The following is a 13,683-nucleotide window of genomic DNA, read 5'->3' on the forward strand; positions in this document are numbered from 1 at the left end:
TACCCACAGCTGTCAGGCAAGTGCCGAGCAGCAGGCCGGGCATTGCCCGGCCGTTCCTCCGGCGCGCAAAGGGGTGAACTGTGCGCTCGTCGGGGTCATTTTTGTGTAGCGGGGGGCATTTGGGCCGTGATCCGGAGGGCTTCGGCCATGGTGAGGAACGGGGCCCAGGTAGTTGCGAGTTGTTGGACGGTAAGGCTGGCGGACAGTGCGTAGGTTGCGGCAGTGATGACCTCTCCTGCTTCCTCCCCGACCATATGGACGCCTAGGAGCCGGTCGGTGTCCGGATCTGAGATCAGCCTGAGCAGGCCGGAGGTCTTGCGGTTGATCAGTGCCCGGGGCACAAAGTTGAGCGGCAGTTCGCGTGTCTCGACTGGGCGGCCGGCGGCGTCGGCTTGGGCAGGGGTCAGTCCCACCGATGCCACGGCGGGGGAGGTAAAGGTCACGCGGGGCAGCACGGTGTAATCGAGTGCCTGGGGAGCGTCCCCGAAGGCGTTGGACACGGCGGCGGCGCCCTGTGTTGCTGCGATGTAGACGAATTGCGGGTGTCCTGTGACGTCGCCGGCGGCCCAGATGCGCGGGTGGGCCGTGCGCAGATGCTCGTCCACAGGAACTTCCCCGCGCACGCCGACGGCGAGCCCGACAGAGTCCAGGTCCAGCCCATCGGTGATGGGGCGTCGTCCTGTGGCGATAAGCAGCCGTTCAGCCGGAATGCGGATGGTGGTGGCGTTGACCTCGACCGTGGCGAGGACACCTTCGCCGTCCGGCTGGACCTGTGTCAGGTTGGCCGCTGTCAGTATCTCGATACCCTCCGCCTCGAGAGCCTCCTGCAGCGCGGCAGAAATCGCGGGGTCCTCGAAGGGGGCGATCCTGTCCGCAACTTCGATGACGGTGACCTTGGCGCCGAGTCTGGAAAAAAGCTGTGCCTGCTCCAGCCCGATCGCGTTGGCCCCGACCACTACGAGCGATGCTGGCAGCTGATGCAGGGACATTGAAGTCAAGGAGGTCAAATAATCAACTGAGTGGATCCCTGGAATGGGCGGGACGAACGGTTGGGCGCCGGTGGCGATGAGGGCATGATGGGCAGCGATCTTTTCGGCGCTACCGTCCTCACCGATGATGCTGATAAAAACGCCGGTATCGTCGGCACCAGAGAACGATGCGGTGCCCCGGCGCAACGTAATGCCAGCCTGTGCTGTCGCGTGGACGTGGTCCCGTTCTCGCAGTTCGGAGATGAATGCGTCCTTGTCGCTGATCAGTGATGCCAGCTCCACAGGGCCGGCGGAGGACGTGATCCCGGGGAATCGGCTGCTGGCGGCCCCTGCACGGGCCGCCGCAGCTGCCAGGAGATGCTTCGAGGGCACGCAGCCCAGGTTCAGGCAGGTTCCGCCGGGGTGGCCGCGCTCGATCATGACGACGGATTTTCCCCGGCGGCGGGCTTCCGTCGCCGCGGCCTTTGCGGCGGAACCGGCGCCGATGACCGCGAGGTCGTACTTGTCGTTTGTGGTGGGGGTGTTCATGGAAGTCTCCTGTGCTTTGGTGTCGGGTTGGTTCAGGACGGAAGCGGCAGGAGCCGCTTATAGACCGGGACGGCAATTACCGCCGGTGCCACGTGCATGAGGACTGCAGCAAGGACGCCGGCCGCGCTGCCCTGCTCCAGCAGGAACAGGTCCGGAATGCAGGAGGCCAGGACGACCACCGGCACGAGCCAGCTGAGTAGTTTCCGCGGGTTTTTCGAGACCGCGCGTGTGACGGCCCAACCAAGCGCGCCCAACAGCACTCCGAACACCGTCAGGAAGGTGTACGAGGGCGGGTTAAGAGGCTGAAAGTTGCCCGGCACGCCGGCGATGCGTGCGGCCAGTGCGATCACCGCATTGGCCCCGACGCCGGCCAGGGCCGCGGCGCAGAGGCCCAAGGCGACGGACCAGGGGCTCCGCCGGACGGCCAGCTGGACGGGCGGCGTATCAACGACGGGATGCATGCTTCAGCTCCAGGACCGGTCGAGGAAACCGTCGATAAGCGGTGCGATCTCCGTCAGGTGGGTCTCGAGGGCGAAGTGGCCGGTGTCGAAAAGGTGAAGCTCCGCGCCGGGCAGGTCGCGGAGGTACGCCCGGGCGCCCGGCTCAATGAAGAAGGTGTCGTTCCGCCCCCAGACAATGAGGGTTGGCGGAGCGTACCGGCGCAGCCATTCCTGCCAGCGGCCATAGCTTGTGATGTTCGTGTGGTAGTCGAACAGCAGGGAGAGCTGGGCGTCCTTCCTGCCCGGGAGCTCAAGGAAGTGCTGGTCGAGTGTCCATCCGTCCGGGGCGATCAGGCCGGGGTCGGCTACCCCGGTTTCGTACTGGCTGCGGGTTCCGGGCAGGGTGAGGAGGTCCTGGAGTGTCTGCACGGCGGCGGGGTCGGCAGGGTCCAGCGTGAGGAGCGCGCGGGCGGCCTCTGACAGGCCTTCCTCGTAGGCGTTGCCGTTCTGTATCACCAGCCCTGCGATCCACTCCGGATGCCTCTCCGCGATCCGGAATCCGACGGGCGCGCCAAAGTCGAAGACGTACAACGCGAACCGGGACAGCCCCATGTGCTGCACGAAACTCTCAACGACTCCCGAGAGGCCGTCGAAGGAATAGACGAAACCTTCCGGGACCCCTGTATGCCCAAACCCCGGCAGATCCGGCGCTATCACCCGGTAGCGCGAGCCGAGCGCGTCAATGAGACGGAGGAACTGGTGCGATCCCGAGGGGAAACCATGCAGGAGCAACAACACGGGTGCATCCGCTTGGGCTGGGCGTGATTCACGGAAGAACACCCGGACACCGTCCAGTTCAACATGGCGGTAGGCGACGCGGGGAAAAAGGGAAGACAAATCTAACTCCTTATTGGGCTTTTTATGCATTAGCTGCACACGGGGAATGAGTCTAACCCCTAAACCCGCGTCGGGTAGCATTAGACCTATGAGTGCCCTTGCCCCGCTGGTTGGGGAGCCGCTGGCTCTGGACCTGGTCAATACCCGTTACGCGCAGGGCGACTTCCTCGTCACGCCTGAGGATCTGCTCGCCTGGCTTGCCTTAGAGGCCGGTCGCTGCCCTGAAGGCCTCTCCGGGAACATCGGCCCTGCGGAGCTGGCCGTTGTGCAGTGCGTTCGGGAGCGATCGGCCCGGGCCATCGAGTGCGCCCGGAGCGGAACCCGGCTTAGCCAGGAGGACCTGGACGCCATCAACCAGATGCTGCGTGGGGGTCCCTGCGTCCTCGAGGTTGCTGATGGCCCCGCCGGGATCACTGCCGACCGACGACGTCTGGGCTCCACAGCGCAAGGCCTGGGCGCGTGGCTGGCCGAAGGCCTGGTCGAACTCCTCACGGACCCGGCGGTTTCCCGGGTCCGCCAGTGCGAGGCCGAAGACTGCGTCCTGCTCTTCCTCCCATCCAATCCGCGTCGCCGCTGGTGCTCGGCCAGCCGCTGCGGAAATCGGATGCGGGTCGCCCGTCACTACCAACGGCGCAAGGCGGAATAAACCAGGACCGGTGGGGCGGGGGCCAGCTACGGGCCCGTGAAAGGACCTCACTTGGGGTCAGTTGCTCGAGGCGGTCATGCTGGCGCGGTGAGATCCTGATGGTCTGTCTCTTTGGCACTGAAGCTCTGCGGTCGTGAGTCTGGGCGGTGCCGGCTCAGGACCGCAGGGCTGAACGTGTGGCAGGGGCAGACATCAGCTAATTCCGCCCCTGCCTCTCCTGATGCCTGTCTCGGTTCAGCCGGCCTTGGCGTATCTGGCGGGGTCGGCGTCGAAGGCCGGTCCGCATCCGGGGCAGCAGAGCCAGTAGCGCTTGCCTTGGTAGTCGCGGTAGAGGCCCTTGGCTTCGGCGACGGCCTTGACCACGGGCGTGCCGGGCATGACCTGGCATTCGGCGATGGTGTCATCGGTCTGCGCGGGCCGGGCGGTCAGGGTCAGGTCCTGGGGCCTGGTGTTCTTAGTGGTGCTGCCGCCGCAGCAGCTTCCGGTGTTGTCTCCCATGGATGGTGTCCTTTCGGTTTGGGTGGGATGGGTTCAGGCGTCGAGCGGCTGGTGCACCCGTGGGCTGGTGGTTGCCCGTGGGAGTCTGGCCGCCTGGCTGGTGAAGGTGCGCAGGCGGAGGCTGTTGCTGACGACGAAGACGCTGGAGAACGCCATCGCAGCTCCGGCGAGCATCGGGTTCAGCAGCCCGAGAGCAGCCAGCGGAACCGCGGCTACGTTGTAGGCGAAGGCCCAGAACAGGTTGGTTTTGATGGTGCCGAGGGTCTTGCGGGCCAGCCGGATGGCGTCGGCGGCTGCGCGCAGGTCCCCGCGGACCAGGGTCAAGTCTGCGGCTTCGATGGCTGCGTCGGTGCCGGTTCCCATGGCCAGGCCCAGGTCGGCCTGGGCCAGTGCTGCGGCGTCGTTGACGCCGTCGCCGACCATGGCAACGACCTTGCCGTCCTTTTGGAGCCGGGTAATGACGTCGACCTTGTCCTGGGGCAGGACCTCGGCGATGACCTGTTCTATGCCGACCTGGGCGGCGACCTGTTCGGCGACGGCCCGGTTGTCACCGGTCAGGAGGACGGGGGTCAGGCCGAGGGACCGGAACCGGGTGATGGCTTCGGCGCTGGTGTCCTTGATCGCGTCGGCGACGGTGAGCACGCCGCGGACTTCGCCGTCCCATGCCACGACCACCGCGGTCTCCCCTGCGGCTTCCGCCTCGGCCTTGGCGCGGGCCAGGTCTGCCGGCATGGCCAGGGACCAGTCCGTCAGCAGGGTGTCGCGTCCCACGATCACCAGGTGGCCTTCGACGATGCCCTGTACGCCGCGTCCTTCGTGGTTGGTGAAGGATTCCGGGGCTGGCAGGGCGCCGACGCGTTCGGTGGCGCCGCGGGCAATGGCCTGGGCGATGGGGTGCTCGGAGGCGTCCTCCAGCGCCCCGGCGACGCGGAGCAGCTCGTCCCTGTCTGTGCCGGGTGCGGTGTGCACCCCATGCAGGGACATTTTGCCGGTGGTGACGGTGCCGGTCTTGTCCAGCACGATGGTGTCGACCTTGCGGGTGGATTCGAGCACTTCCGGGCCCTTGATCAGGATGCCGAGCTGCGCGCCGCGTCCCGTTCCGACCAGCAGCGCGGTCGGGGTGGCCAGGCCCAGGGCGCAGGGGCAGGCGATGATGAGCACGGCCACGGCCGCGGTGAACGCCCCCGTTACCGGGAATCCCGCGCCGAGCCAGGCGCCGAGCGTGGCCACGGCGATGGCGATGACGACGGGCACGAACACCCCGGAGACCTTGTCGGCCAGGCGCTGGACCTCGGCTTTGCCGGACTGGGCGTTTTCCACGAGCCGGGCCATCTGCGCCAGCTGCGTGTCGGATCCGATCCGGGTGGCGCGAACCACCAGCCTGCCCCCGGCGTTCACCGTCGCCCCGGTCACCGCGTCGCCTTCACCGACCTCCACGGGCACGGATTCACCGGTGAGCATGGACTCATCCACGGCGCTGCGGCCGCTGACGACGATCCCGTCGGTGGCGATCTTCTCCCCGGGGCGGACCACAAACTCGTCCCCGACGGTGAGCTGATCCGTGGGGATGCGGGTCTCGGCCCCGCCCCGCAGGACGGCTACGTCCTTGGCGCCCAGTTCCAGCAGGGCGCGCAGCGCAGCACCGGCCTGGCGCTTGGAGCGCTTCTCGAAGTACCGGCCGGCCAGGATGAACATGATGACCCCGGCGGCGACCTCAAGATAGATGTTCGCTGCACCATCGGTGGGCGTCACGGTCAGTTCGAAGGGGTGCGTCATACCCGGTGTCCCGGCGGTGCCGAAGAACAGGGCATAGAGCGACCACAGGAACGCCGCGGCCGTGCCCATGGAGACCAGGGTGTCCATGGTGGCGGTGCCGTGACGCAGGTTGGTGAACGCAGCCTTGTGGAACGGCCAGCCCGCCCAAACGATCACCGGGGCTGCCATTGCGAGGGACAGCCACTGCCAGTAGGTGAACTGCAGGGCAGGGACCATCGCCAGCACGATCACCGGGACGGCCAGCAGGACACTGCCGATCAGGCGGTGCTTCACGGCCAGCAGCTCCGTGTCGCGCCGGTCGGCTGCTTCGATCTCCCGTTCCTGCCTCGGGGCGGGCAGGGTCGCGGTGTAGCCGGCCTTCTGGACCTCCGCGACAAGTGCCTGCGCGTCGTACCCGGCCGGGACGTTGATGCGTGCCTTCTCGGTGGCGTAGTTCACCGTGGCCGTGACACCCTCGAGCTTGTTGAGCTTCTTCTCGATCCGGTTAGCGCACGAAGCGCAGGTCATGCCCCCGATCTCGAGTTCGATCCCGGTGCCCAGCACCTGATACGGGGCCGATAATTGAGACATAGAGTGCTTCTTTCTGCCGCTGCCCGGTCAGAGCGGCCGGGCGAATCGGTGGTGGTTGGGTTCAGTGCCCGCCGTGACCGTGACCGGCGCTGCCGGGAGTGCCGGGGGTGCCAGTGCTGCCATTCGGTGCGGTGTGGGCGGATCCGGTGGTGTCAAGGACGAACCGGGCGCTGTGGACCTGCCCGCCGACCTGGAAATCGAAGTAGAGGTAGTAGCGCCCCGGAGTGGGGGCCGTTGCGGCAAACTGGACCTCCGGTCCTGAAACCTCGCCCTTGACCGGCTCGGGCCCTTCGGGGTGAACGTGCAGGTAGGCCAGGTCCCCGGAACGCAAGGCCACCAAGTGGCCGTAGGCGCCCAGATAGGGTTCCAGATCAGTGACCGGCTTGCCGTCACGGGCAACGCTCACCGTCAATGCCGAGGCCGCACCGGCCGACAGGTCCCCGTTCAGGGAAACCCGGAAGCCATCAACCTCGTCAGCGGTCATTGGTGCCGGGGCGGCCGGATCAAACGCCCCCGCCACATCCACCGTCCGGGTCAGCGTCAGGCTCTTCCCGGCGCCTGTGGGCATGCCGTCGGCGTAAATCCGGTAGGTGCCCGCTGCGTCCCACTGCCACGGCAGGGACCAGCGGCCGCCTTGGTCCATGACAGGGTGGACGTGCCGATACCGGGTACCGTCGGAGCGCACCACGATCAGGTGCAGATCCTTTCCGTGCTCGGTCTCGTATTCGGTGACCGGCGCCCCGTCAGGACCAGTGATCGAGAACGAGAGGCGCCCGGCCTGCCCCACTGCACCCGGTGCTGAAACCTCCTGAAGCAGGTAACCCTCCTGCTCCACGGCCACACCCGGGACCATTGACTCGGCCGCTTGGGTGGCAGTCTGGGCGGGCGATGCTTCATGTCCGCCGTTGTGCTGGTCCACTTCATGTCCTTCCGCTGTCTGTGTCCATGCCGCTACCGTCTCTTCCGGTAAGGCTGCTCCCGCCGCCGCGAAGGCGCCGGTAAACACCACCGCCAACCCCGCGGCATACACCCCCAGGCGTCCGGCAGCGTTCATCCTGCCTGCACCGCCCGGTAGCCGGCCTCCTCGACGGCGGCGATGACCGCGCCCTGCTCCAACGGCTCGTTGCTGGTCACGGTCAACTTGCCCGTACGGTGGCTTACCTCAATTGATTCGACCCCGGGAATCTCCTGAACCCCTTCCCGAACGGAAAGTTCGCAATGCCCGCAGGTCATCCCGGTCACTCGGAATTCAGTGATGGTCATGGCCAGATCCCTTCCTCGTGCATACCCCGGTGGGGTATTTGACTACACGATCCAGATATACCCCCTATGGGTATACATGTCAAAGTGCTGGTGGTGGGGCGCTTGGGCTCAAAGACGCACATACCGAGATTTCTGGCCGGAGTCGCCCGTCTTTCCTCTGCAGGCTCCGCACAAGCAGCAAGCTGCACCAGGTATGGCGGGAATGCTCAGACTTCAAAAGGCTTGTATCACGGCGTTCCCCATGGATACCCTTAGGGGGTATCCCTGCGAAAGGAAGAGCATGAACCCCCCCAACCGTATGGCTGCCAGCGCTACGCTGCACTGCCTTACGGGCTGTGCTATCGGCGAGATTGCGGGCCTCATGATCGGCACGGCGTTGGGCCTCTCCACCGGCATCACCATCGCCGTGGCGATCGTGCTCGCTTTCCTCTTCGGTTACGCCCTCTCGACGCTGCCGCTCATCCAAGCCGGGCTCGGCTTCACCGCAGCCCTCAGCGTCGTATTCGCGGCCGACACCCTCTCCATCGCGGTGATGGAGATCGTAGACAACGCCGTCATGGCCATCATCCCCGGCGCCATGGACTCCGGGCTGGTCAACCCGATCTTCTGGATTGGCATGATCGTTGCCCTCGGCGCAGCCTTCGCAGCCGCATTCCCGGTCAACCGCTACCTGATCGACAAAGGCAAGGGACACGCGCTGACCCACCAGTACCACGAAGGCCACCAAGGCCACGGAACGGAGCATCACCAGGGCCACGACCATGGCCACCATGGCCCGGCAGGTGCCAGTGGTGCCGGGCCGGACGTCGGCGACCATCACGGCCACCACCACTGAGAAACTCCCACTAGGACCCACCGGAGGATCCCATGAACACCAACATCCTGGCCGCCGGCTTGATCGGCTTCCTTCTAGGCGGACTCGTAGTATCGATCGCGGCCCAGCTTGAGAGCAATGGTGCTGAAGCACCCTCTCATTCCTCCAGCAGCCAGCAGATAATCGACATTGAGTACGGGACCGCAAGCCCGAGGAACAATGTGCTCCAATGAGCAGAACGATCCGCTGGGACAGCAGCCTGCCTGGCTCTGCTGCGCCGTTGACCTCACAGCCCAAGTCCTCAAGTACGGATACACCGCCGCACACTGGAAGCCCACGGCGTAAAACAACACACACCACAAGGAAAAACATGACCATCTCCACCACGCAACCGCTGGACACCCGGGATCACGAAGCCGCAGGCGAGCCGCCCCATGGCTACATCACTGACAAAGACCGGTACCTGGCCCGGGTGAAACGGATCGAGGGGCAGGCCCGGGGCATCCACCGGATGATCGAGGAAGAGCAATACTGCATCGATATCCTCACCCAGATCTCAGCTCTAACCGCCGCTCTGCGCGGCGTCGCCCTGGGACTACTCGATGACCACATGAAACACTGCGTCCTCGACGCCGCTCAACTCGGTGGAGTGGCCGCGGAAGCAAAGTTCAAGGAAGCCTCCGACGCCATCGCCCGCTTCGTCCGTTCCTAACCTCCAGGAGCCATGGGAAGCACGTGCGGTCACCGCATGAACGTTCCCTTTGATGAGTTGCTTGACGAAGCCTGTTAAGGGGAATAGTCCAAGCCTCACTGGGCCGACAGGCATCCAGCAGCCGCTACGGGGAGCTGATTAGGCATCCAGTGAAAGCTCATCCAGAGGTGCATTACAGCAAAGGCGACGATCAGCTCATCCGAACCAACTAGCCAGTGCAGGCGTCTTCTGACACTTAGCGCAGGCGACTTCGGAACCTGGCAAGCCTGTCCCGGGACATCAAACTTCACGACACCGGGAACAGGTGTAGTGCGGCGGGCCCTCACATCGGGTGGAACTACACCCGACCGTGGCATCGAACCTCTGCGCTGGCTGTTCGCTCTCGCCGTTCCCTTCTTGGGATGCCGTAGGGCACGGATTAAGGTACGGAGAGAAGCAGCGTGAGTCGCTGGGCAGCCCGCTGGACCAAGTGAGCGAGAGCCTCGACGTCCAGATCAGGCAGTCGTAGCCGTGACACCGTCGCTGTGATGGAGCCAGCAATAGCGCCGTTGATGAAGTAGGGGGCACTGACGCCGAAGGCGTCCGGGATGCGCTCCCCGTTGCCGATCGCCCACCCGCGCTCCCGGATGGACTGGAGGTCGTTCGCGAGGGCATCACGGTTTGTTTGGGTGCGTTCGGTGAGGGGTTCCAGCGCGAGTTTGTCCAGTTCGCCCGGCGGGCAGTGGGCGAGGATGGCTTTGCCGCCGGCGCCGGCGTAGAGGGGTATGGCAACGCCTGATGCAAGCCCGTAGTGCAGCGGCCGGACACCGTCTATCACCCTGGTCATCACAGCGTGTTTGGTGTCGGGGTGAAATTGGATCAGCCCGATGGTCTCACCGGATTCTTGGGCGAGGTGATGGAGGATCGGGTGTGCTGCGGAGGGGACATCGACTGTAGGACCTAGACGGGCGGCCCAGTGGAACAGGCGCGGGCCAGGGTGCAGGGTGTCCCCTTGGGCCAAAGCCACGCCGGTGGAGACCGCGGTGGAGACCAGGCGGTTGGTGGTGGCTATGTTGGCCCCGATCCGGCGGGCCAGTGCCTGTCCCATGGTGATCCCGGACGGTTCGGCGACCAGTGCCGTCACGAGCTTGATGATGCGCACCAGGGCGGTGGAGCCGGCAGGGTTGTCGATGGGTTTCGGATCCTCCGGCGGCTGGGGTAATGCGCATTTGGCTTCTATTGCGTGCGCGGCGTCCTGGACCATCGGTCCGAAGCGGATCAGGTCTTCATCACTGGTGAGGAAGCGCGGACGCGTGATCGAAACAGATCCGGTCAGTCCCCCGCAGTAAAAGGATGCGGCGACGCCGGCGGCCAGGGGGAACTGCTGTCCCACGCTGATCGTATATCCGGCCTTTCTGTCCTCCTGGAGCAGCTTCTCCAGTTCCGCCCGATCAATGACGGTGTCGGGGGTCGCGGCCTCGAGCGGGGCGTCGCCCAGGGCATTGATGCCAAGCCTGCCCAAGATTGCACGGCCGGTCGCTCCTGCGTGGAGGGGCAAAACCGTTCCGGGTTCGAGGAGATACTTGATCGGCCCTGGCCGGCGCCGGCAGGCGACGACGACGACACGGGGTCGGGGTGCGTCGTGCACTGCGACGAGGACCGTGGCGTCGGATTCTTCGCCCAGGTGTTCGATGATGGCTTCAGCGTTGCGCAGCAGCGGGTGGCGTGCGTGCAGTGCCGCAGCTAGGACGCGCAGCCGCGGTCCGACCTGATAGCTTCCGTTGCCGGTGACCGCGGCCAGCCCGTGCTCCTCCAGCCCCAGCAGGATGCGGTTTACCGTGCTGCGGCTGGCGCCCAAGGCGTGAGCGAGTTCCCGTACGCCGGTCGCCTCTGCGCGGGTCACCAGGGCGTGCAGGACGTCAACAATGCGCTCGTTCCCTGCTACTGCGCTCTCGCTCACTACGGTTCCACCACTTCCTTGATACTCCGGTTCACCTCGAAGGCCCGGACTGCTTTCACCACGCTACCGTCCGCACACCACCTGCCTGAGGACCAGGACATGCGTGCACAGCGAAGCTCGCTTGACAGAAACCATGGTCCACATCACACTTAACTTACATTCTAGGACACTGTCCCAATTTTTATAGGAGCGAAGATGCCCCAAGTCAGTCAGACCGTCCCCCCGGCGACGGATGCCCTCCATCTGAAAAAGGCAAAGAAGGCCACCGGTGTTGCCGCGTTCGGTACTTTCATCGAGTACTACGACTTCAGTGTCTTCGGCTATGTGGCCGCGACGTTGGCCGTGGTGTTCTTCCCCAGCGGTGATCCCGTGGCGGGGCTGCTGAATACGTTCCTGGTTTTCGGTACTGCGTTCGTGGTCCGGCCGCTGGGCGCGATCTTCTTCGGGCGCATCGGGGACCGCTACGGCCGGCGCGCCAGCCTGATCGGCTCGGTGATCCTGATGAGCGGCGCGGCAGGGCTTACCGCGCTGCTGCCCACGTACGCGCAGATCGGCATCTGGGCACCCATCCTGCTGGGCCTGCTGCGGATGCTGCAGGGCCTCTCTGCAGGCGGTGAAATCGGCGGCGCCGCCACCTATATCCGCGAATGGGCTCCGGTGGAGCGGCGCAACCTCTACATCTCCTTCATTCCCAGCGTCGGCGTGCTGGGCAAGGCCGGCGCTGCAGGCGTTGCCGCACTGGCTGCGTCTTTTGTGCCCGCTGCCGAAATGGAGTCCTGGGGCTGGCGGATCCCGTTCCTCCTCGCGATCCCGCTGGGCATCCTGTGCCTGGTCATGCGCCTGAAGATCGAGGACAGCCCCGAGTTCACCCAGAGCGCGAACAAGGGCAAGACAACCCGCGCCCCGATCGTTGAATTGTTCCGCCACCACCGCTCACGCCTGACCAAGGTCTTCTTCATCGCCCTCGTGCAGAACATCGGCACCTACATCGGCACCGTCTACGTCGCCGTCTACTTCAGCACCGTCCTGGACTTCACCAAGGCCGAAGCTGCGACCATCGTCCTCATCGCCGTCACCACCGCGGCGCTACTGATCCCACTTGCCGGGCAGCTGGGCAGCCGCATCGGCAGCAAGAAACTGCTGACAGCCTCCTACATCGCCTACATCGCGCTTACCTTCCCCTCGTTCATGCTCATGAACGCCGGCTCGCTGGCACTGGCGATCTTCGGCCTGCTCCTTGGCATGGTCCCCTACGCCCTCTGCCAGGCCGGCACCTACGCAGCCATGCCCGAGTTCTTCCCCGTCGAAGTCCGGCACAGCGGGGTCGCGTTCGGCCACAGCGTCGGGGCCGTGCTCGGCGGCGCCGGCGCCCCCTACGTGGCAACCTGGCTCATCGGCAACACCGGAAACACCATGATTCCCGCCTACATGCTGATGATCTTCGGCGTCCTGGGCCTGGCCGTGCTGCTGGGCACGGTACGCAACAACAACCTCACCGCCGCTTCACACCTTTACCGCTAGGAACACCATGCCGACCTTCTACGTCTCCGACGAGATCCACCCCGATGTCCTGGCAGAACTGAACACCCTGGGACAGGTCCACCTCGGCTACGGCCAGGACGCCGTCCGCTACGAAGACGTCCGCACCGACATCGACGCCGTGCTGCTCCGGGCCGAACGCTTCGACCGGGAAAAAATTGAGGCCTCCCCCCGGCTGCGCATCATCGCCCGCCACGGAGTAGGAACCGACAACGTCGACATCGAAGCTGCCACCGACGCCGGCACCTGGGTGACCACCACCCCGGGCAGCAACAGCCGCGCCGTCGCCGAGCACGTCTTCGCCCTCCTGCTCTCACTGGCAAGGAAAGTGCCCTACGGAACCGCCCAAACCACCGCCGGGCAATGGGCAGCAGCCAAACCCCACATGAACGGCTTTGAACTGCACGGCCGCACACTGGGACTGCTCGGATTCGGCAACATCGCCCGGATGGTCGCCGCCATCGCCCAGGGCTTCGGCATGGACGTCCTGGTCCATGACCCCTTCGTGCACGATTCCGCCATCCAAGCTGCCGGTGCTGCACCCGCAACACTCGATCAGGTCATTGCCAGCTCCGACGTTCTCAGCCTGCACATGCCGCTGACCGACCAAACCGCCCAAATCATCGACGCAGACGCCCTGGCCAGGATGAAACCCGGGTCAGTGCTGATCAACACCTCCCGCGGAGGCCTCATCGACGAACAAGCCCTGGCCCAGGCCCTGCAGAACGGGCACCTGGGCGGGGCAGGACTCGACGTCCTGGAAGGAGAGTCCGTGGACATGAAGGACCCCATCGCGCACTCCAAGATCCAGATCGCAGATGTGCCGAACCTGATCGTAACCCCGCACGTCGCCGGGCAAAGCGAAGAGGCCTTCCTGGCCGCCGGCACCGGCGCCCTGCAGGCCATCCAGCAGGCCCTCGCCGGTCAGCGGCCAGACCACGCAGTCAACAACATCACGGTAGACAACATCGCTGCCCCCGCACCGGCATAACCAGCGGAACAAACCCCGTACCGGCGACTCGGTTCGCCGTCCCTGCCGGCAGCATCACAAGACACCCACCCGCGGGTGTGA

Annotated in this window: 15 protein-coding genes; 7 read left to right on the forward strand and 8 right to left on the reverse strand. The window is 65.4% G+C overall.

Going from position 1 to position 13,683, the window contains the following annotated elements:
• Positions 1–95 precede the first annotated feature (95 nt).
• The 3 genes from merA to ACIP9X_RS03145 are packed head-to-tail and all read right to left on the reverse strand — an operon-like array spanning position 96 to position 2,854.
• Positions 96–1,517, reverse strand: a complete 1,422-nt coding sequence (merA, locus tag ACIP9X_RS03135) for a mercury(II) reductase (RefSeq protein ID WP_400478251.1) — start codon at positions 1,515–1,517, stop codon at positions 96–98.
• 32 nt (positions 1,518–1,549) lie between these two features.
• Positions 1,550–1,978: a DUF6069 family protein gene (locus ACIP9X_RS03140; RefSeq protein ID WP_400478252.1), complete on the reverse strand. Its 429-nt coding sequence runs from the start codon at positions 1,976–1,978 to the stop codon at positions 1,550–1,552.
• Between the two features lie 3 nt (positions 1,979–1,981).
• Positions 1,982–2,854 (reverse strand): alpha/beta fold hydrolase, encoded by an 873-nt coding sequence (locus ACIP9X_RS03145; protein ID WP_400478253.1) that lies wholly within the window; start codon positions 2,852–2,854, stop codon positions 1,982–1,984.
• A gap of 88 nt (positions 2,855–2,942) precedes the next feature.
• Here ACIP9X_RS03145 and ACIP9X_RS03150 point away from each other — a divergent pair, with 88 nt between their 5' ends.
• Positions 2,943–3,500: a CGNR zinc finger domain-containing protein gene (locus ACIP9X_RS03150; protein WP_400478254.1), complete on the forward strand. Its 558-nt coding sequence runs from the start codon at positions 2,943–2,945 to the stop codon at positions 3,498–3,500.
• 234 nt (positions 3,501–3,734) lie between these two features.
• Here the strand turns inward: ACIP9X_RS03150 and ACIP9X_RS03155 are convergent, their stop codons facing one another.
• The 4 genes from ACIP9X_RS03155 to ACIP9X_RS03170 form a co-directional block, all read right to left on the reverse strand.
• Positions 3,735–3,998: a YHS domain-containing protein gene (locus ACIP9X_RS03155; RefSeq protein WP_400478255.1), complete on the reverse strand. Its 264-nt coding sequence runs from the start codon at positions 3,996–3,998 to the stop codon at positions 3,735–3,737.
• Positions 3,999–4,031: 33 nt separating this feature from the next.
• Positions 4,032–6,344, reverse strand: coding sequence for a heavy metal translocating P-type ATPase (locus ACIP9X_RS03160; RefSeq protein ID WP_400478256.1), 2,313 nt, complete (start codon positions 6,342–6,344; stop codon positions 4,032–4,034).
• Positions 6,345–6,405: 61 nt separating this feature from the next.
• On the reverse strand, positions 6,406–7,398 hold the full coding sequence (locus ACIP9X_RS03165) for a heavy-metal-associated domain-containing protein (RefSeq protein WP_400478257.1): 993 nt from the start codon (positions 7,396–7,398) through the stop codon (positions 6,406–6,408).
• Positions 7,395–7,607, reverse strand: a complete 213-nt coding sequence (locus tag ACIP9X_RS03170; RefSeq protein WP_400478258.1) for a heavy-metal-associated domain-containing protein — start codon at positions 7,605–7,607, stop codon at positions 7,395–7,397. Before ACIP9X_RS03170 ends, ACIP9X_RS03165 begins: the two co-directional genes overlap by 4 nt.
• 280 nt (positions 7,608–7,887) lie before the next feature.
• Between ACIP9X_RS03170 and ACIP9X_RS03175 the strand changes: the two genes are divergently transcribed.
• The 4 genes from ACIP9X_RS03175 to ACIP9X_RS03190 are packed head-to-tail and all read left to right on the forward strand — an operon-like array spanning position 7,888 to position 9,133.
• On the forward strand, positions 7,888–8,442 hold the full coding sequence (locus ACIP9X_RS03175) for a DUF4396 domain-containing protein (RefSeq protein WP_400478259.1): 555 nt from the start codon (positions 7,888–7,890) through the stop codon (positions 8,440–8,442).
• A 32-nt stretch (positions 8,443–8,474) separates the two neighbouring features.
• Complete coding sequence (locus ACIP9X_RS03180; RefSeq protein WP_400478260.1) at positions 8,475–8,654, forward strand: hypothetical protein; 180 nt, start codon at positions 8,475–8,477, stop codon at positions 8,652–8,654.
• On the forward strand, positions 8,641–8,766 hold the full coding sequence (locus ACIP9X_RS03185; protein ID WP_400478261.1) for a hypothetical protein: 126 nt from the start codon (positions 8,641–8,643) through the stop codon (positions 8,764–8,766). The genes ACIP9X_RS03180 and ACIP9X_RS03185 overlap by 14 nt, the downstream gene beginning before the upstream one ends.
• Positions 8,767–8,791: 25 nt before the next feature.
• Complete coding sequence (locus tag ACIP9X_RS03190; protein WP_400478262.1) at positions 8,792–9,133, forward strand: metal-sensitive transcriptional regulator; 342 nt, start codon at positions 8,792–8,794, stop codon at positions 9,131–9,133.
• Positions 9,134–9,551: 418 nt separating this feature from the next.
• Here ACIP9X_RS03190 and ACIP9X_RS03195 read toward each other — a convergent pair whose 3' ends face one another.
• The gene (locus ACIP9X_RS03195; RefSeq protein WP_400478263.1) at positions 9,552–11,072 is read right to left on the reverse strand and encodes an IclR family transcriptional regulator; all 1,521 of its coding nucleotides are present in this window, start codon (positions 11,070–11,072) and stop codon (positions 9,552–9,554) included.
• A 195-nt stretch (positions 11,073–11,267) separates the two neighbouring features.
• Between ACIP9X_RS03195 and ACIP9X_RS03200 the strand changes: the two genes are divergently transcribed.
• Together ACIP9X_RS03200 and ACIP9X_RS03205 are read left to right on the forward strand one after the other, a co-directional pair.
• Complete coding sequence (locus ACIP9X_RS03200; protein ID WP_400478264.1) at positions 11,268–12,593, forward strand: MFS transporter; 1,326 nt, start codon at positions 11,268–11,270, stop codon at positions 12,591–12,593.
• A gap of 7 nt (positions 12,594–12,600) precedes the next feature.
• The gene (locus ACIP9X_RS03205; protein WP_400478265.1) at positions 12,601–13,602 is read left to right on the forward strand and encodes a hydroxyacid dehydrogenase; all 1,002 of its coding nucleotides are present in this window, start codon (positions 12,601–12,603) and stop codon (positions 13,600–13,602) included.
• Positions 13,603–13,683 lie beyond the last annotated feature (81 nt).

Source organism: Arthrobacter sp. NPDC093125, assembly GCF_044754225.1.
Classification (GTDB): domain Bacteria; phylum Actinomycetota; class Actinomycetes; order Actinomycetales; family Micrococcaceae; genus Arthrobacter.